The sequence below is a fragment of the Streptomyces sp. NBC_00377 genome (assembly GCF_036075115.1).
Taxonomy (GTDB): Bacteria; Actinomycetota; Actinomycetes; order Streptomycetales; family Streptomycetaceae; genus Streptomyces.
On the sequence record NZ_CP107958.1, the window covers coordinates 1,950,620 to 1,967,933 of the forward strand.

General features: G+C 69.0%; 17 protein-coding genes and 3 pseudogenes. 10 read left to right on the forward strand and 10 right to left on the reverse strand.

Annotated features, from left to right (window positions below; translation table 11 throughout):
* Positions 1–97: 97 nt before the first annotated feature.
* The 3 genes from OHS71_RS08665 to OHS71_RS08675 all read right to left on the reverse strand — a co-directional run bounded on the left by OHS71_RS08665 (position 98) and on the right by OHS71_RS08675 (position 1,808).
* The gene (locus tag OHS71_RS08665) at positions 98–715 is read right to left on the reverse strand and encodes a DUF2218 domain-containing protein (RefSeq protein ID WP_328478491.1); all 618 of its coding nucleotides are present in this window, start codon (positions 713–715) and stop codon (positions 98–100) included.
* Positions 716–745: 30 nt separating this feature from the next.
* Entirely contained in the window at positions 746–1,378 is a 633-nt protein-coding gene (locus OHS71_RS08670) for a class I SAM-dependent methyltransferase (protein WP_328478493.1), read from the reverse strand.
* 100 nt (positions 1,379–1,478) lie between these two features.
* Complete coding sequence (locus tag OHS71_RS08675; protein ID WP_328478495.1) at positions 1,479–1,808, reverse strand: hypothetical protein; 330 nt, start codon at positions 1,806–1,808, stop codon at positions 1,479–1,481.
* A gap of 410 nt (positions 1,809–2,218) precedes the next feature.
* Between OHS71_RS08675 and OHS71_RS08680 the strand changes: the two genes are divergently transcribed.
* From OHS71_RS08680 to OHS71_RS08705, 6 genes and pseudogenes are all read left to right on the forward strand, one after another.
* Positions 2,219–2,950, forward strand: a complete 732-nt coding sequence (locus OHS71_RS08680) for a hypothetical protein (protein WP_328478497.1) — start codon at positions 2,219–2,221, stop codon at positions 2,948–2,950.
* 100 nt (positions 2,951–3,050) lie between these two features.
* Positions 3,051–3,308 carry a hypothetical protein gene (locus OHS71_RS08685; protein ID WP_328478499.1) on the forward strand — a complete coding sequence of 86 codons (258 nt, stop codon included), beginning with the start codon at positions 3,051–3,053 and terminating at the stop codon, positions 3,306–3,308.
* 226 nt (positions 3,309–3,534) lie between these two features.
* Complete coding sequence (locus OHS71_RS08690; protein ID WP_328478501.1) at positions 3,535–3,789, forward strand: hypothetical protein; 255 nt, start codon at positions 3,535–3,537, stop codon at positions 3,787–3,789.
* 180 nt (positions 3,790–3,969) lie between these two features.
* Positions 3,970–4,443, forward strand: a pseudogene (locus OHS71_RS08695) (carbonic anhydrase); the annotation flags it as partial.
* A gap of 192 nt (positions 4,444–4,635) precedes the next feature.
* Entirely contained in the window at positions 4,636–5,196 is a 561-nt protein-coding gene (locus OHS71_RS08700; protein WP_328478503.1) for a DUF2752 domain-containing protein, read from the forward strand.
* 78 nt (positions 5,197–5,274) lie between these two features.
* Complete coding sequence (locus tag OHS71_RS08705; protein WP_328478505.1) at positions 5,275–5,409, forward strand: hypothetical protein; 135 nt, start codon at positions 5,275–5,277, stop codon at positions 5,407–5,409.
* Between the two features lie 6 nt (positions 5,410–5,415).
* Here OHS71_RS08705 and OHS71_RS08710 read toward each other — a convergent pair.
* From OHS71_RS08710 to OHS71_RS08725, 4 genes and pseudogenes are all read right to left on the reverse strand, one after another.
* Positions 5,416–6,233 (reverse strand): annotated as a pseudogene (locus tag OHS71_RS08710) (IS5 family transposase).
* Between the two features lie 102 nt (positions 6,234–6,335).
* A complete protein-coding gene (locus tag OHS71_RS08715; protein ID WP_443046883.1) occupies positions 6,336–8,105 on the reverse strand; it encodes a VanW family protein in 1,770 nt (589 codons plus the stop codon).
* A gap of 575 nt (positions 8,106–8,680) precedes the next feature.
* Entirely contained in the window at positions 8,681–9,235 is a 555-nt protein-coding gene (locus OHS71_RS08720) for a hypothetical protein (protein WP_328478509.1), read from the reverse strand.
* Positions 9,232–10,206 carry a WD40/YVTN/BNR-like repeat-containing protein gene (locus tag OHS71_RS08725; RefSeq protein ID WP_328478511.1) on the reverse strand — a complete coding sequence of 325 codons (975 nt, stop codon included), beginning with the start codon at positions 10,204–10,206 and terminating at the stop codon, positions 9,232–9,234. Before OHS71_RS08725 ends, OHS71_RS08720 begins: the two co-directional genes overlap by 4 nt.
* 266 nt (positions 10,207–10,472) lie before the next feature.
* Between OHS71_RS08725 and OHS71_RS08730 the strand changes: the two genes are divergently transcribed.
* The 4 genes from OHS71_RS08730 to OHS71_RS08745 all read left to right on the forward strand — a co-directional run bounded on the left by OHS71_RS08730 (position 10,473) and on the right by OHS71_RS08745 (position 13,675).
* Positions 10,473–10,829 (forward strand): BlaI/MecI/CopY family transcriptional regulator, encoded by a 357-nt coding sequence (locus tag OHS71_RS08730; RefSeq protein ID WP_328478513.1) that lies wholly within the window; start codon positions 10,473–10,475, stop codon positions 10,827–10,829.
* Positions 10,826–11,731: a M56 family metallopeptidase gene (locus OHS71_RS08735; RefSeq protein ID WP_328478515.1), complete on the forward strand. Its 906-nt coding sequence runs from the start codon at positions 10,826–10,828 to the stop codon at positions 11,729–11,731. Before OHS71_RS08730 ends, OHS71_RS08735 begins: the two co-directional genes overlap by 4 nt.
* Positions 11,732–11,814: 83 nt before the next feature.
* Entirely contained in the window at positions 11,815–12,474 is a 660-nt protein-coding gene (locus OHS71_RS08740) for a class I SAM-dependent methyltransferase (protein ID WP_328478517.1), read from the forward strand.
* Between the two features lie 391 nt (positions 12,475–12,865).
* The gene (locus OHS71_RS08745; protein WP_328478519.1) at positions 12,866–13,675 is read left to right on the forward strand and encodes a C40 family peptidase; all 810 of its coding nucleotides are present in this window, start codon (positions 12,866–12,868) and stop codon (positions 13,673–13,675) included.
* Between the two features lie 107 nt (positions 13,676–13,782).
* Here the strand turns inward: OHS71_RS08745 and OHS71_RS08750 are convergent, their stop codons facing one another.
* From OHS71_RS08750 to ccsB, 3 genes and pseudogenes are all read right to left on the reverse strand, one after another.
* Positions 13,783–15,411: a multicopper oxidase family protein gene (locus tag OHS71_RS08750; protein ID WP_328478521.1), complete on the reverse strand. Its 1,629-nt coding sequence runs from the start codon at positions 15,409–15,411 to the stop codon at positions 13,783–13,785.
* A 76-nt stretch (positions 15,412–15,487) separates the two neighbouring features.
* Entirely contained in the window at positions 15,488–15,916 is a 429-nt protein-coding gene (locus OHS71_RS08755) for a hypothetical protein (protein WP_328478523.1), read from the reverse strand.
* A gap of 83 nt (positions 15,917–15,999) precedes the next feature.
* A pseudogene (gene ccsB, locus OHS71_RS08760) lies at positions 16,000–17,108 on the reverse strand (c-type cytochrome biogenesis protein CcsB).
* Between the last annotated feature and the right edge of the window lie 206 nt (positions 17,109–17,314).

Consider the following 17,314-nt stretch of genomic DNA (forward strand, 5'->3'; position numbering starts at 1 on the left):
TCGGCGCGCGCCTGGCCGACGGCTAGAACCCCACCCGGCACAGAAACTTGCTTGCGGCGGGTCCTTCTTGATGGGCGGGCAGGGCCGTTCGCCCGCGTCATAGAGCCCGCCTCCGGCGGCGGTGGGCGAGAAGACCGCCCATACCGACGACCTTCACCAAAACGACTGCCACAACAACGGCGCCCGCGCCCCAGCCCCACCACCGCGAGGCCGCCAACACAGAGCCGCCCAGCGCCAGATGCGCCACCACAAGCAGCGCCCCCGCTCCAACGAGTGCCTTGACGCCCCACCGGCGAGTCGCGCTGCCCGCGTGACCGTGCGCCATCAGGTGCGGCCGGTGTGGCTGGACGGCTGCGCCGGAAGGATCCCCGGGCGCCGCAGGCTGTTGCCACGCCACCGCCAATTGGTCGCGCCTACCGATCGTTTCGATGCGGTCCGCGATGAGATCCCGCATCCGTTGCAGGTCCTCCTCGGTGTCGGCCTCGATACGCAGCACGAGCGCATCCGGTGTGGCCTGCAAGGTCCACAGCCCCAGGCTCAGGTGGGCGGTCCCCTCGGTGTCGGACCACTCGACGTCGTGCACTTGGGGAGGCCGGTGCACGCCACCATCCCGTCCATAGTGGGGGTGGTCTCCCATCTGCTGGACGTGTCGGCAGAGTTGGCCGAGGTAGCGGCTCGCGCGGTCGGTCTCGACGCGGGCTTCATCGGTTGGCATGGCGTTCTACCTTTCCGGGCTGCTCGGGGCTCAAATCCTGGTCGCGGCAGCGAGCCACGCCTGGATGCCATTCGGGTCGACGGTGATGTCGATCGTGGCCGGGGCGACCGAGTCGATCCGCCACCCCTCGGCGAACGCGGCTTCGATCCGATCGCGGGTGAGTTTGTGCACCCTCCCCCACTCGCTGGGTTCCCGGTCGCTGAAGCAGAGCATGTAGTACCGGCCCCCAGGCCGGATCACAGCCCGCACGCTCTCGACGTAAGCGGCGCGGTCGTCATCGCCAAAGATGTGAAAGAGCCCGCAGTCGAGAACCGTGTCGAAGGCCTCCCCCAGGTCGGGCAGGCTCAGGGCGTTCCGCTTGAGGAACCGGGCCGTCAGGCCCCGCTCGCGCGCCTTCTCCTCGGCGGCACGCAGGGCCCGGGCGGCGAGGTCGACGCCCGTGACGTCCAGACCGAGGCCGGCGCACATGAGCACGTGTTCGCCGGTCCCGCAGCCGACATCCAGGACCTGGCCCCGGATCGCCTCCGCTTCGGCGAGGGCGAGAAAGGCAGGCTGCGGTCGGCCGATGTTCCAGGGCGGCGGGGTGGCATACAGGTCGTCGGGCGTCGGCGGCTCCTCGGAATCGGGGTGGAGGTGATGGGGATAGCGGAGTGGGCCGGGCATGCCGGGGTCCTTCCGTCGCGTCGGGCGCTCCGGACAGCCGTCGGAGCTATGACGGCCACGAGCTTTATCGAGACAGTGTGTCTATGTCAATGCATCATGTCTATAAAATGGCGCGCGGCATTCCCACCCGGACAGAACCCAAAGGCGTGACGACCCGGCCGTGGCGCGGAGCCGAAAACGGGGCAACGACACGCCCTTGTTCCGGAATGGCTATGATCACGCTGTGCTCACGCAACAGACGGCCGCGGCCACGCCGCGAGCCCACACGGCGGCCCTCCGGCCGCTCCGTCTGTTGCTGCTCGCGGCATTGCTGCTCAGCTTGCTGTTCGCGCACGGCCTGCACGGCGAAAGCACTGCCGGCCACCTCGAAGCGGGTGTTGCCGCCGCGGTCGCCACGGACGGCCCAGAGTTCCCCGCGGATCACGATCACGGCCAGTCCGAGGACAGCGAGTCCGTGGAATCCGCGCACAACTGCGCACCGGGCCAGCCGAACGGCTCCCTCGACGCACCTCCCCCGAGCACCTCACCTCTCGAAGTGACCTGCCACTGCGCGTTGTTGGCGCGCTCCGGGAGGCACGCCGCCATCGCGAGCCCCGACATCGGCTCCCTTCACCCGGCATCCGTGTTGCGCATTTAGGCAGGCGGAAACCCCCTTCAGCCTGCCGAGCCGTCCTTCACCGGCGCCTCTCCGGCTACGAGGAACCCCCCGCGTCCGAGACGTCGATGCGGCACCTCATGCCCCCTCGGTCGTGGCCGAGCGTCCGGCGACCGCCCCCTGCCCGGCTCCGCCGTGCCATCGCCCCTCCACCTGAATCCTTCGAGTCGCCGAAAGGCCCTCCCTTGTCCCTTGTCACCGACCGCCCCGCACCGTCGACACCCCAACCGAACCCCGAAGGCGGCCGAGCCGCCGCCCGTCGGGCCCGCAAGCGTCACCGTGCCCGCAGACCGGCTCCGCTGGCGGGCCGCTACATCGGCTACGTGCTGTATTTCGTCGGCGCGGGCCTGATCAGCGGCGCCGTGGTGCACCACCCGCTGGACCCCGCCCGGTACACGAAGATCGCCATCATCGGCGTGCTGGTGTTCCTGGTCGCCACGGTGGTCAACGAGTTCCTGCTCACCGCCGAGCGCCCCGCGCTGCCGCGCGCGATCCTCATCATCGTGGCGTCGTTGCTGCTCTCGTTCGGCATCGGCATGCTCAGCGGCGGCCTGCAGCACTTCGAGGACTTCCCAGCTCGGGGTGCCGTACTCGTCCCGCTCGGGATAACCGTCTCCTTCATCGCGTTCGTCCTCAAGGACACGCAGTCCACGTGGCGCCGCATCTTCGGCCCGGTGGGGCTGGCCGTCCTCCTCACCGCGGCCGTCAGCTTCTTCGGCCTGCGCGCGATCGCGGACGGGCTCGCCGAGACCTCCGGCGAGAGCGGGCACAGCCACGGCGACGGCGCGGAAGAGCAGGCGGAGGAGCACGACGCCGAGGAGGAGACGCCTGCGTCAACTACGGAGTCGGGGAGCTCGGAGCCGACCGCTTCCCCCGATGCGAGTCGGGGGCACTCCGACGACGGCCACAGCCACTGACGACCGGAGCCCTCGACCTCAGGCAATCTACTAAGACACTTAGAATAAATCGGGTAACGTAGATGTCGCACCCCGCGCAAGCGCGATCCGAAGGGGGGACATGCCCGGATACAGCGACGCCTACGCCCCGAGCAGCCTCGCCGACGCCATCCATATGGCATCAGACATCAAAGAGGACCAGAGCGTGTTCAGCTCATGGTCCTCCATAGCCAACATCGTCGCGATCTTCCTGGTCATTGGCCTAGTGGTGTTCTTGACCATAGAGCTGGCCTGGCGGGACAGACGGCAGCGCCTACGGGAGGCGGAGGCGAAGTCGGGCTCCGAGTCCGACCCCCACAAGGGTGAATCCTCGCCGTAACCACAGCGGTCGGCAAGTGCGGTTAATTTACTAATGCCCTTAGCGGGGTACTGATCGTCTCCGCCGCCGCAGCCTCACGCTGCGCGAAACGACGTACGACCAGGAGCTGAACGCCGTGACACGAGGCAAGTTGGTCCAGGCCGTGTTCGCGACCCTCGCCGCCGTGTAGCTCGGCCTTCAGCTGTTCACGCATACGGCTCCCCTGGGCGCGGCCCACGAGCAGACGATGGCGACGTCCCAGGGCGAAGCCCTGATCTGCGACGACTCGCACGCCCCCAAGGAGACGTCCGAGCACTTTCTGACCCGGGACCGTCAGCGGGCTGATGAGCATGCCGCGGACGGTCCCGCTTGCGCCGTCGCGACGGTGACCACCTCGATGGCTGCGGCATCGTCGGCGCCCTCGCCGCCCACCCGCGCACTGCGCTGGTCAAAACCGGTCATGGACCTGTCTCCGGCGGCGGTTCAGGTCTTCCGCTGCTGATCGAGCCCCCGGGCAAGAGCCACTCCGGACGGCTGACGCCGTACGTCCAGCCGCCATGCGCCCTCGCGCCCTCAAGCCGCGCCACGGACGCTGTCTCCTGCCCGCCACTGTGCCATTCCGTACCTGAACGCACCTGAGAACCGACGCGCCGTCGCGGCGCGCACCCAGGAGGCACTTCGTATGCAGCCCCTCATCGACCACGCCCGGTCCTTCCACCAGAAGACCGCGGTACGACCCGAGGAGTTCGCCCGCCTGGCCGAGGGCCAGGCCCCGCAGGCCCTGTTCATCACCTGCTCCGACTCGCGGGTCATCCCATCCCTGATCACCGGCGCCCGCCCGGGCGAGCTCTTCGAGCTGTGCACCGCGGGCAACATCGTCCCCCCGCACACCCCGAGGCTGCCGACCAGTGAGGCCGCTACCATCAAGTACGCCGTGGAAGTGCTCGGCGTCACTGACGTGGTCGTCTGCGGCCACTCGCACTGCGGCGCCGTCGGCGCCCTCGTACGCGGCGACGACCTGACCGCCGTACCCGCCGTACGCGACTGGCTCGCCCACACCGCACACCCGTCCGGCAGCACGGCGCCCCCGGACGACCCGGCGATCGCCGACGCAGTGCAGTCCCACGTGCTGGCTCAGATCCTGAGGCTGACATCGGCCGCATGAGGGAGCGACCGCGCTGCGGTACCGGGGGGATTTCCGATACCGCAGCTCGTCTCGCCGCCTTCCCGGGCGAGGCGTAAAGACGTCTCCAGAGCCGTCACCAGCCACCGGTCGCAGCCACAATGAGCTCATGGCCGTCGAGTGCCGGCGGCTCTCGGCGGACGCCACGGGCAAGGAGATGACGGGATGAGTGAGGCAGTGAGAGAGCGCCGGCGGTGGCCGGTCCTCCGGATGGTCTGGGAGGAGCACGACCGGCACCGGTGGGCCGGGCCGCTGGCGGTCGTCGGCCTCGTGTCGGGTGGGCTGCTGGCCGTTCTCGGGCTGCCGCCGGTGGATCTGCACGGCCCGCCGCACTACGCGGGCGTGATGGACCCACTGTGCGGCGCCACCAGGGGGGTTCACGCGGCGATGCTCGGAGACTTCGCCGAGGCGTGGCGCTACAACCCGCTCAGCCTCGTGCTCGTCCTGGGAGCCGCCGGGGCGCTGGTGCGCGAGGCGGCCGGCCGGTTGCGGGGGAGGTGGCCGAACCTCCGGATCGCCCATCGCCCCACCGTGGTCGTGGCCGCAGTGGCTCTCCTCGCCGTATTGGAGGCCAACCAGCAGGCACACGCCAACCTGCTGCGCTCCGCCCCGGGCACCACGCCGTCCGCCTGGTTGCTGCTGTCGATCGGGTTGCCGCTGGGTGCGGCCCTAGCACTGCTGGCCTTCTGGTTGGTACGGCGGGCCAGTCACGCGCCGAACCCTTAGAGCCTGCCGGGCGACCGATTCCCCATACCCGCAGGCAAACCCGACCCGCTCCGCACAGGAACTCCTGGCCTCACTCGTATGACGGAAACAACCTGTCCACTCGTAGTGGCCGCAGCGGCGGCAGCCGCGCTCGCCCTGCCGCCGGCCCTGGCTCTCGCCCCGGCAGCCGCGCTCGCGGGCACCGCCCACTGCGCCATCGCCTGCCAGGACTAACTGGCCCTAACAAAGCCTCTGGACGTGCCGGTGGGTGATCAGGCAGACGGCAAGTCCGAGGAAGGCCTCGTGGATGTCGTCGCGTCGTTCCCAGCGGATCCGTAAGCGGCGGAAGCCGTGCAGCCAGGAGATCGTCCGCTCAACGACCCAGCGGAAGGTGCCCAGTCCCGTCCCGTGCGGCTGGCCACGCTCGGCGATCGCGGGCCTGATGCCGCGCTGCCGCAAGAGCCGTCGGTACTTGTCGTGGTCGTAGCCGCGGTCGGCGAAGAGCATGTCCGGCCGCCGACGCGGCCGGCCGACAACTCCGGCCACTGCCGGGATCTTGTCCAACAGGGGCAGCAGTTGGGTGACATCGTTGCGGTTTCCACCGGTCAGAGACACCGCGAGCGGGATCCCCTGGCCGTCGGTGATGATGTGGTGCTTGCTGCCCGGCCGTGCGCGGTCGACCGGGCTGGGCCCGCTTTTGGGCCCCTGCGCGCGGCCCGGACATGGGAGGAGTCGATCACCGCCCGCGACCAGTCCAGCTGGTTCTTCGAGCGCAGCTTGTTCAACAGCAACTGGTGCAGCTGGTCCCAGACGCCGGCCTCGTTCCAGACCGCCAGGCGCCTCCAGCACGTCATGCCCGAGCCGAAGCCCAGCTCCTGCGGGAGGTACTCCCACTGGATGCCGGTGTGCAGGACGAACAAGATCCCGCACAGGGCTTGACGATCGGGCACTCGAGGTCTGCCCTCAACCTGCTTCGGGGGCGACTCGGGCAGCAACGGCTCGATGAGTGACCACAGTTCATCCGACACGATCCACGGTCGCGACTGACGCTTCCCCATGCCCACACCAACGAGCGATCAAGCGGACAGTCACATGATCAACCCGCTTTTGTTAGAGCCAGTAAGACCCAGAGCGGACATGGCCCTGGCGACCGCCAAGGGTCAGTCAGCGGTTTCTCCAGCGCAGGTGACTTCGTCGCGGGGCACGTAACGGGTCTTGAAGGTCTCCCGCTTGACCTCCGTGCCGTCGTTCTTGAAGATCCGGTCGACCGCGACGTCGAAGCCTTCGAGCGGGGTCTGCGGTACGCACTTCTCCCCGGAGCCCTCCCGGGTCCCCGGCTGCTTCACATTCGTACGCGGGCCCTTGACTGCTTCCACCGAGTCGTACTTCTTCGTGCCGAGGAAGTTGACCTTGACGGAAGTGTCCGTGGCCTGCGCATCGATGTAGATGGCATTGCCAGAGTCGTTCCTGAACCTCAGGTCGAGGCTCCCCCAGGCCACGGTCGCCTCCCGGCCCTCCGGGTAACGCTCGATGTAGAACGAGTGCGCCCCGTACTCCACCGGCTTCACGCCGGCGAAGAAGACGGCGTTGAAGACCGTGGTGGCGACCGTGGAGACGCCTCCCCCGGCCGCCTTCTCGAACTGGTTGTTGTTGATGATGATGCCTTCCACAAAGCCGTTGGCCTCGGTCCGCTCGCCCACGGTGCCGTTCAGGCTCCAGGTCTTGCCCGGCAGCACGACCGAGCCGTCGATCAGCTCCGCTGCGCGACCTATGTTCGTTACGCGGTAGGCGGCGGGCTCGAAGTCGACCGTGAACGTGGACATCTTCTCCTTGATGCCCAGTCGGCCGACGTTGTCGCGGGTCAGCTCGGGCGACACCTTCTCGGTGGCCACGGCCGCAGTGCGGGCCGCCCCCGTTTTCGTCAGCAACGGCAGTACGGCTTTCTCCAGTGCCTGGGCCGTGACCTCCTGCCCGGGCTTGCCGTCCGAGGCCACCACCGCCCGCCCGCCGTCCAGACGCAGCTTCGCGTTGACCGCCTTGTCGGTGGCCGAGGCAAGCAGGCCGGACACCGCAGGATCAGCCCGGAGCCCCTCGCCGTCGAGCACCGGCTGCAACTGGTTCGCCTCGTCCGGCTTCATCGTCAGGTGCTTACCGATCGTCACCGGACTGATCTGGATCTTCCGGCCGCCCGTGGTGAGCTTGACCGGGGCCGACATCGCGGGGGTGGCGAAATCACGCATCGCCCGGTTCACCTCCGCGGCATCGACCTTGGGTTCGGCGGTACGTATCGGCAGACGAATCGCTTCCGCGCCCTGGCCGGGCACGGTCGAGGCGAGAATCTTGAGCGCGCCTTCCACGTCCAGGGACTGCCCAGGCACCGGCTTCGCGGACACCGGCTCACCCGCGTGAAACGTGACGCCGCCCTCCCTCACCTTCCGGGCGTGCGCCTTCGCCGTCCCCGCAAGCGCGGCTCGGGCCTTCGCCTCGTCCACACGGACCACCGGCTCGACTTCGCGATCACCGCTGGTGAACAGGCGCCCGATCACGGTGACCGGGTCGGACCCCACTTGTGCGGCGTCCACCACGGTCTGCTCGCCGTCCAGCGAGAAGCCGTCTGCGTCGATGGCCATTGTGCGGTCGCCGATGCGTACCTTCACCGGCTCCGACCAGGCTCCACCGAGGGCACTGTCCAGCTTCTCCCGCGCCTGCGAACGGCTCATCCCTCCGATGTCCACACCACTCACCCGGGTGCCTCCGGGCACCTCGTCGTCGTCGGCCAGCAGGCCCACCGCATACAGCCCGCCGAAACCGAATCCCGCCGCACCGGCCGCCACGAGGGCTACGCGGCCGGCGCGGCCTATTCGGCGGCGACCGGCCGGCGTGGTGTCGGTGGCGTCAGCGGACGGGCCGAGAAGGGATGAGCGAACCACTGGTTCTCCTCGTCTTTGACTGCGGCGGGCGCGGGAAAGACCCGCGCAGCGGGCCACGGGCCGGGTGATGATATGGGGACTTTTACGGTGTTTCCGTTAGCTACGTCACCGGGGCCCTCGACGGAACAGCCGTCGAGACCTGCCAGAGCGTCGATTCACCACGGACAGCCCAACGGGTGCACAGCTTATCTCCTAGCTAACTAAGTCTCTTAGTTACTGAAGTGCTCGTGCTCGTCGGCCGTGGCAGCGGCTCCCGAACAGCAGCGCGCGAACACCCGTCTTTCTCACACATTCCCGGGTGCACCGCACCACGTCCGGCGGCGCCGCGGAGGCTCCGCGGCAGGGAGCAGCTGAGGCAGGGCATCACGGAGTAGCCGGACGGCACCTGGGCCTCGGCTCGGCGCGCCGGGTGCGACGAGAGAAGGTGAGGCCGCATGCCGAGTCCCGATAGCGAGGTGTCACGAGATCCGCGAGTGGCTCGGGGTGTATCTGATCGGGGCGCTGGAGCCCGAGGAGGATGCGCTGCAGAGAACCTCTGCCACCACCACCATCGCCCGGATCGCGACCACACCCCGTCACGAGTCCGCCAGGGCGGCGTCGCGGTAGTCGGGCGGCAGCGCCCGGTCGACGCGGATCGCGAGGCCCGGCGCGCACTCACGCATGCTCTGCCGGGTGACCAGGAGCAGGGACAGGGTGCTCCCGGTCTCGTCGTCGATCGGGAAGCGGGCCTCGGGATAGCGCCGGGAGAAGTCGATGATCGTGTCGACGTTATGAGTGAGCGATGTCCGCTCGCCGTCTCTGGCCTTGGCACGGCATGTGGCGTCGATGTCGTGGAGGGCTTGATGCACGGGCCGAACCTGGGCTGCGGGCGGGGTGGCGAAGGACCCGGTGGGAGTCGGCTCGGCGACGGTGGAGGATCCGCTGCCGCGACCGGACCCGCCCCACCTGGCCACCACTGCCGCGGCGGCCAGGGCGACCACCACGGCTGCCGCCACCGCCCACAGCAGCAGGCGCGGCCTGCGTCGGTCCGGTCGGGCGTCAGCCCTGGTCGCAGTGTCGTCCGCCGGATCGGGTGTTCCGTCCGGAGCGGTGGCATGGTCGCCGTCGCCCTCGTCATGGCGCCTCGTCACGAGGTGGCCTTCCAGGTGATGCCGCCATCGGTGCTGCGGTAGGTGCGGGCACTCTGGCCGTCCAGCGCCCCCGCGTACAGGGTGCTGCCGGTGGCGTCGTAGCCGAGCGCGCTGGCGCCGTTGGGCAGGTTGGCCTGCTTCCAGGCCTTGCCGCCGTCGGTGCTCAGCTGGGCGCCGTCCATCCCGACGGCGATGATCCGGCTCATGTCCTTGGGGTTCCAGGCGACGGCCATCGCGCCCATCGGGCCACCCAGGCTCTTCCAGGTCTTGCCCCCGTCGGCGCTGGTCTGCAGCCCGCTAGACATGTCGGGTGCGATCAGCCGCTGAGGGTCCTTCGGGTCGACCAGGATGGTGCCCATGAAGGAACGGCCCGCCTCGGCATTGACCGTCTTCCAGGTCTGGCCGCTGTCGGTGGAGGCGAGCAGGCCGGACTCGGGGGAACCGATATAGACCGTCTTGCCGGTGCCGCCGATGGCGTGCACGTCACCGACCGCACCCGCGCCGCTCACCTTGGTGAACGTCGCCCCGCCGTCGGTCGACCGGTACAACCCCGGATGCCCGCCCACCAGCACGGCGTCCGATGTCGAGGCCCACCCCATGGCGTCCGCGCCGCGCAGCGAAGGCACGTCCCGCCAGGTGCGGCCGCCGTTGCCGGAGACGGCGACCGCCTCGTGCCCGCCGACGAAGAGCCGGTCGTCGACGACGGACACGGTGTGCAGATCCCCGCCCACCCGGGGCAGTCCCGCCGCAGATCCACTCGCGTCATCCCCTCCGCGGGTGATCAGGAAGATCCCTCCCGCTGTGACCACCACCAGGGCCAGGCCCGCACCGCCCCAGCGCAGTCGCTGTGCCCGCTGCTCGGCGCGACGCACTTCGGCAGCCCTCTCAGCCGCTGCCTGGCGTCGCTCGGCCTTGGTCTGCTTGGGGGCGCCTGCCGACGGCTTCGCATTGCGAGACGGTGTGGAGGTCATGAACGCGCTTCCTTCTCAAGAGGTCGTGCCGGAGAGCGGGGGGAAGGGGTGGACGAGGGCACCCTCCCGAAACGACATGACGCAAGCAACGCACCAAACAGCGCCACAGCCCCCGCATGCCTGCCGTCAAGAATGACAATCACGAATACTACTAGGTACCTAAGATTCTTAGGTGGACAAGTCGAGGTCGAGGGACTCGAATGCCTATTCCCGAACTGCAGGAACGCGTACTACGCTTGCATAGTAGGAACGATCCCAAGAGGGTGATGACGGTGGTCCTGGGGGCGCTCGAGGGCGAGGTCATGCGGGTTTGCTGGGGTGCCGCGAACCCGATGACCGTCCGACAGGTGCTGGACGAGCTGAGCACGGATCGAGCCCAGCCGCTCGCGTACACGACCGTGATGACCGTGATGAGCCGGCTCGCAGAGAAGGGCGTCCTCAACCGCACCCCGCAGGGCCGTGGTTACGCCTACTCCCCCGCCGTCCCGGACGAGGCCGCCCTCGCCGTACGCGAGGTACTGCGCGACCACGGCGACGCCGCGGTCGCCCACTTCGCCGCCGAGGCCGGCCACGATCCGGACCTCCGCGACCGTCTGCTGCGGCTGCTCAGGGAACCGCCGTGACCGGCGCGGCATCGTTCGATCGCGGAAACCGCGCCTTCTGGACGCTGGTTGCCATCTCCGTGACCATCCGCGCCGCAGTGGTCTACGTCGCGTGCTGTCTGACGATGGCGCTCGCGTGGCAGTTGGAGCATCGCGGAACGGATCTTCTACGATCCGGTTCCGCCTGGGCAGGAGTCGCGCTATTGACCCTTTCTGTCGTCGGCGCCACGCGGTCGACCGTCCACCTCTGGAAAGGACTGCGTGCGACGCGAGCCGTGAGCGAGGAGGTCCGTGCTCGCGGCGACAGCATCGCCGCAGGCGCTTGTGAGGTCAGGAATGCGGCCAGACGCGCGGGGCTGGCCGGCGGCCAGGTCACGGTGGTCGAGTCTAAGGCGTTGTTCGCGTTCACATACGGCCTGTTGCGCCCCCGTGTAGCGGTCACCGGCGGCCTCGTGGCGACCGCCACCGAGCACGAGCTCAACGCGGTCCTGGCCCACGAGGCCGAGCACGTACGGGGCCGTGACCCGCTCCGGACGTTGATCGCCGGCGCCCTAGCCGCGCACCACTTCACCGTTCCCCTGCTGAGCCATCTGCGGGTCACCTTCGCCGCCGACCGCGAACTCACCGCCGATCGCCGGGCGGTCGCCCACTGCGGCACCCGGGCTGTGGCCGGGGCCCTGCTGAAAGTGTCCGGCATGCCCGGCTGGGCGCCGTCCGCACCGACCAGCACCATGGGCACCCCCGCGCTGCTCGACGCCCGGATCACCCAGCTCGAAGCCGGTCGCGCACCCCGCCCGGCACCACCGAGTCGGTGGCAAGTGGCGGCCTCCGTCACCGGGGTCGCCGCCTACACCTGGGCGCTCGCGGGCTCCGCAGCGCTCGTCGCCACGACCCCTTTGAGCTGCATGCCCGCCGCCCTCTGAACCGACCTACTACACAAGCATAGTATCTACTACATGGCCGTAGTAGCCTGACGGTGTCACCTCACCGACAAGGAGTGGCCTCCATGCCTACTGCCACAGCCAAGCGCCCCAAGGTGAAGCACCCTTTCTTCGCCCGGATCTATCCACGTATCAACGCTTTCGCGGAGGCCCATGGCGGCCTCGACCACCGCAAGGAGCTCCTCGCCGAGACCGAAGGCCGCGTCGTCGAGGTGGGCGCGGGAACCGGTGCGAACTTCGCCCACTACCCCGCCGCAGTGGAGAAGGTCATCGCCGTCGAGCCCGAACCTCGACTGCGCGGGCTCGCCACACAAGCGGCGGCCGACTCGCCCACCCACATAGAGGTGCGCGAGGGGCGGGCGGAAGAACTGCCGATGGCGGACGGCTCTGTCGACGGAGTCGTTGCCTCGCTCGTTCTGTGCAGCATCGCCGACGTACCCGCCACCCTGGCGGAGGCGGCTCGGGTGCTGCGGCCCGGCGGGCGCCTGTACTTCTACGAGCACATCCGCTCCGCCGACCCCCGGTTCGCCCGCAAGCAGCGCAGGATCAACATCGTCTGGCCGCTGCTGGGCGGCGGCTGCAACCTCGACCGGGACACTGAACAGGCCATCAGGGACGCCGGTTTCACCATCGAGCACGCACGCCACTTCGACTTCCTCGTCAACGGCCGTACGACGCCCAGCTCCCCGTGCGTGATCGGCGCCGCCCGCAAGCCGGAGAACTGAGGCGGCATATCCACGCCCGCGGTTCCGTTTCCGGGCGCCAGACCGGCGACGTGGATAGCCCGGTACGCGTGCCATCAGAGGCGCGCCGGCAGCGTGGCGGCTCCAGCCCCCACAAGACCCATCACGCAGGGCTGTTTCATGACCTGCATCACACTCAGGGCATCTCACAGACGGCGGGATTGGCCACCAACTCCGGTCGGCGGTAGTGGGCGGTGCAATTCGGACGTAACAACGAAGGTCCTTAGTTGTGAGCCTGCGCATGGAGTCCGCAACGCCCGTTATGGCGTCAATAAGGGGGCGCCCTCCCGGAGATTCGGGTCTCAATCGAGCAAATGTGGCGCACCACACGTTCCTTGAAGATTTGCAGGAGACCCTGATACCGGTTGTTCTCATGTCCCACACCGCTCACATACCAAGCCACCGGAAACGCCGCCGCAACCCGTCGCGAATGGCCATGCGAGCCAGGGTCGCCGGTGGAGTCCTCGGCACGCTGGCGGTGGCTGGCGCGTCCGCCGCCTCGGCGAACGCCGCTGAGCCGACGACCCAGACGCTGGAGCTGCCCACCCTCACGGCTGACCTGACCGCGCAGGTCGCACGATCTGCGGATGCCACGCAGCAGGCCGCGGCCAACTACGAACTCCAGGCCGAGCGTGACGCGGCCGCCGCCAAGGCCGCCAAGCAGGCGAAGCAGGACCTCGCCCAGGCCAAGCAGAAGGCTGAAGCCGCGCGGAAAGCCGAGGCCGAACGCAAGACGGCCGCCGCCTCGCGCTCCTCCGAGCGGACCACTTTGGCCTCGTCCGCCGACGGCACCACCACAGCCCCGAGTACCTCCTCCTCCACCGCGAGCGGTTCGGCGGCGGCGGTCATCGCCTTCGCCCGGGCGCAAATCGGCGACGCCTATGTCCTCGGCGCGACCGGCCCCAACTCCTGGGACTGCTCCAGCCTTCTCCAAGCAGCGTTCAAGCAGGCGGGCGTCAGCCTCCCCAGGGTGTCGCAGGACCAGTCGACCGTGGGTACTCCGGTCTCACTGAGCAGCCTCCAGCCGGGCGACATCCTCTACTGGGGCAGCGCGGGCAACGCGTACCACACGGCGCTCTACGTCGGCGATGGCAAGTTCGTCGGGGCCGAGAACCCGTCCACGGGCATCGTCGAGAAGCCGCTTTCGTGGGACCCGCCGACCGGTGCAGTACGTGTGCTCTGACGCGCGGGCAGGGTGTTGACCGGCCCGGCAACGCGAACCACTGGTACGCCGCTTCGGTCGGACCTGCCGAAAGCAGGCGGGCCCGACCGCGAGACGTACGGAGAACGTCAGGCCTTGTAGGCCACGTTCGCCATCATCCCGGCCTCGCCGTGGTAGGCGTTGTGGCAGTGCAGCATCCACTGGCCCGGGTTGTCGGCGTCGAAGAAGACGGACAGCTTCTTCTTCGGCAGCACGATCGCGGTGTCCTTGCGCGGGCCGGAGTCACCGAGCTGGTAGGTGTGGCCGTGCAGGTGCATCGGGTGCCACATGTCGGTGTCGTTGACAAAGTCCAGCCGTACCCGCTGGCCCTCCTCGATGACGATGGGGCTCGCCTCTGGATTCTTCATGTCGAACGGCGTGCCGTTGATGGCCCAGTTGTACTTGTCCATGCCGCCGGTCAGCTTGATCTGGTGCGTGACGTCGGTCTTGGCCGACTTCAGACGCACCTCGTCGGCGGCGCGCAGCTGGGACGCCGTCATGATCATGCCGTCGAGTTCCTTCGGGCGGACGGTCGCGGACGGCTTGCTCCCCGAGCCCGTGCGCACCAGGGCCAGGCCGTTGGCGTTCTTGCCCTCGGCCAGGGCGACGAGCGGGAAGACGCCGTCTTCGAGGGTGACGAGGACGTCGTAACGTTCGCCCATGCCGACGAGCAGCGCGTCCACCTCCTGGTGCTGGACCGGGAAGCCGTCGGTGTGGGTGATGGTCAGCTTGTGACCGCCGAGGGCGACCCGGTAGGCCGTGTCGCCACCGGCATTGATGATGCGCAGCCGCACCTTCTTGCCGGGCTTGCCGGTGTAGACGTCCGGGTCGGCCGCCACCCGGCCGTTGATCAGGTGGTGCGGGTACTTCACGTCGCCGGCGTCGCCGCCGAGCAGCTTGCTGGTGGCGCCCATGAGCATGAACTTCATCGACATGCCGTCGGAGTCGGACGAGGCGGAGGCGGATGGGGAGGCCGAGTCACCGCCCATGTCCATCCCGCCCATGTCACCCATGTCGTGGCCCTCCATGCCGCTGGAACTGGGGCTGGGGCTCTCCCCCATGTCCATGCCGCCCATGCCCTGCTTCAGCTCGGCGAAGACCTCGTCGGGGGTGCCGCTGACTCCGTCGACCCAGTCGTCAAGGAGGACGACCCACTCGTCGTCGTAGTCGAGGGTCTCCTTGGGGTCCTCGACGATCAGCGGCGCGTACAGGCCGCGGTCGAGCTGGACGCCGACGTGCGGGTGGAAGAAGTATGTGCCCGGGGCGTCGGCGACGAACCGGTAGGTGAAGGTGGAGCCGGCCCGGACGGCGGTCTGGGTGGCGGGCGGTACGCCGTCCATGTCGTTGCGCAGCGCGATGCCGTGCCAGTGGATCGACGTGGCCGTCTTGTTCGGGAGCTGGTTCGACAGTTCGGCGATCAAGGTGTCACCGACGGAGAGCCGTACTTCCTTGCCGGGGGTGCGGCCGTCGAAGGCCCAGGTCTTGGGCATGACGCCGCCGCCCAGGTCGATCATCGCGGGCGCCGCGGTCAGGGTGAGCTTCTGCTGCCGTCCCGTGCCCTTGCGCTTCTTCTCGGCGGCGGCGACCGCCGAGCCGGAAGGGTTGATCAGAGCGGCGTCACTGCCGGAGCCGCTTCCGCTGCTGCACGCGGCAAGCGCGCCCGCGCCGGCGACTCCCAGCCCGGCGAGCAGGACGGAGCGACGGTTGATGCTGTTCATGGGGTTGTGTCCTCTGTTCTCGTTACTGCCGATGTGGTCGCGGAGGGACGGCACATCGTGCGCCGTCCGGCGCGGCCTATATGCGCAGTTGAGACAGGACGGACAGGTCGGGCGGGGCCCGGCCGACCGCGGCGGCGGGCGCGCGTCCTGCCATGGCCTCACGAAGATCCGCGAGGGGCGAGAACTCGTTCTCGGCGGGGACGGCGAGCTGTACGGAGTCGACACTCGCCGTGGCGCAGTGCTGCATGCCCGGTGTCGCACACCCGCCGGTTTCGTCGGTGTTCGGGGAGGAGGGTTCCCAGGAGGTCGGTGCCCCCACGTCCGGCATGACGTGTCCCGCATGCGCGGCGCCCGTCATGGACATGGATGAAGCGCGCGGCACAGAGGCGGTGGCCATCGCCGCCGTCTCGTGATGGACGAGCACGGCCAGCGCGGCGCACAGGGCGATGAACACCCCGCACACCCAGCGGACGGTGGTACCGCCGCGAGCTGTCCCTATCGTCATGGGCTCACCTGTCACGTGCCTTCGCCGAAGTGGCCACTATACCCCCGATGGGTATTTAGGGACGGCTGGAACTGATGCCGTTCTTATTTGGTCGGCAGCCCTCCGTACGAGTGCAGACCCGTGATGAAGATATTGACGCCGTAGTAGTTGAAGACGAACGTGGCGAACGCCACCAGGCCGAGCACCGCCGCGCGCCGCCCCTTCCACCCGGCGGTGGCCCGGGCGTGCAGGTACGCGGCGTAGGCGACCCAGGTGATGAAGGCCCAGGTCTCCTTGGGGTCCCAGCCCCAGTAGCGGCCCCATGCGGCCTCGGCCCACACCGCGCCCGCGATGACCGCGAAGGTCCACAGGGGGAAGACGAGGCCGGTCAGCCGGTACGCCAGCTTGTCCAGGGCCCGCGCGGACGGCAGCCGCCTCCACAGCCCGGCTCCTCGACCCTCGCCCCGTCCCGCGCCGGCCTCACGCTCCCAGCGGTCGCGGATCAGGTACAGGACGCTGACCACGGCCGCGGTATGGAACACGCCGCCGGAGATGATCGCGGCGGAGACGTGGATCCACAGCCAGTACGAGTGCAGTGCGGGCACGAGCTGGGCGGATTCGACGTACAGCACCGAGACCGCGAGGCCGAGGGTGAGCAGGACCGAGAAGAGGACCGGGACCCCCAGCCAGCGCACGGGCTTGCGGGCGGCGAGCAGGCCCACGTACGCGGCCGACGCCATCAGGGCAAACGCGGTGGAGAATTCGTACATGTTGCCCCATGGCGGACGGCTCACCGCCAGGCCGCGGGCCAGCACAGAGCTGAAGTGGAGCAGCAGCGCCAGCACGGTCAGCGAGACGCCGATCCTTCCGACGAGGTCGACCTTGGGGCTGCCACCGGCAGCTCCGGGACCGTCCCCCACCGGGACCTGGGGCTCTTCCGGAGACGCGGCCGCGGGCAGCGCCAGCACTTGCGTGCTGCTTCCTGTTGCGCCGCCCACGACCGCGCTCCTTGTCCGGCCGCTCTTGCGCGCGCCCGGAGTCTGGTGATCCGCCGACGAGGAGACGGTGGAGGGACGAAGGCCCAGGTTCATGCCTCCGAACGCCCACTCCCCACAGGCGGCGACGAAGGCCAGCAGGTAGACGGCGATCGCCGAGTACGCAGCCAGTTGGCGAGCTGGGCCAGGCTCTGGTCCGCGAGGGAGCTGCCGCTCATTTTGATCCTGTGCACGAGCGCCGTGCGCATCGTGGTCAGCGAGCGCCAGACCCAGCGCAGCCAGCCGACCGGGCCGAGCCCCTTGGGCTCGTCGATCCGCGGCGCGGATTGGCTCGTAGGGGCATAGACCTTGCACAGAAGGGTCGACGAGACTACGAAAATTGTTAGTAGCCACGGAGGGAGTCTGACACACGACCGAATCCGTT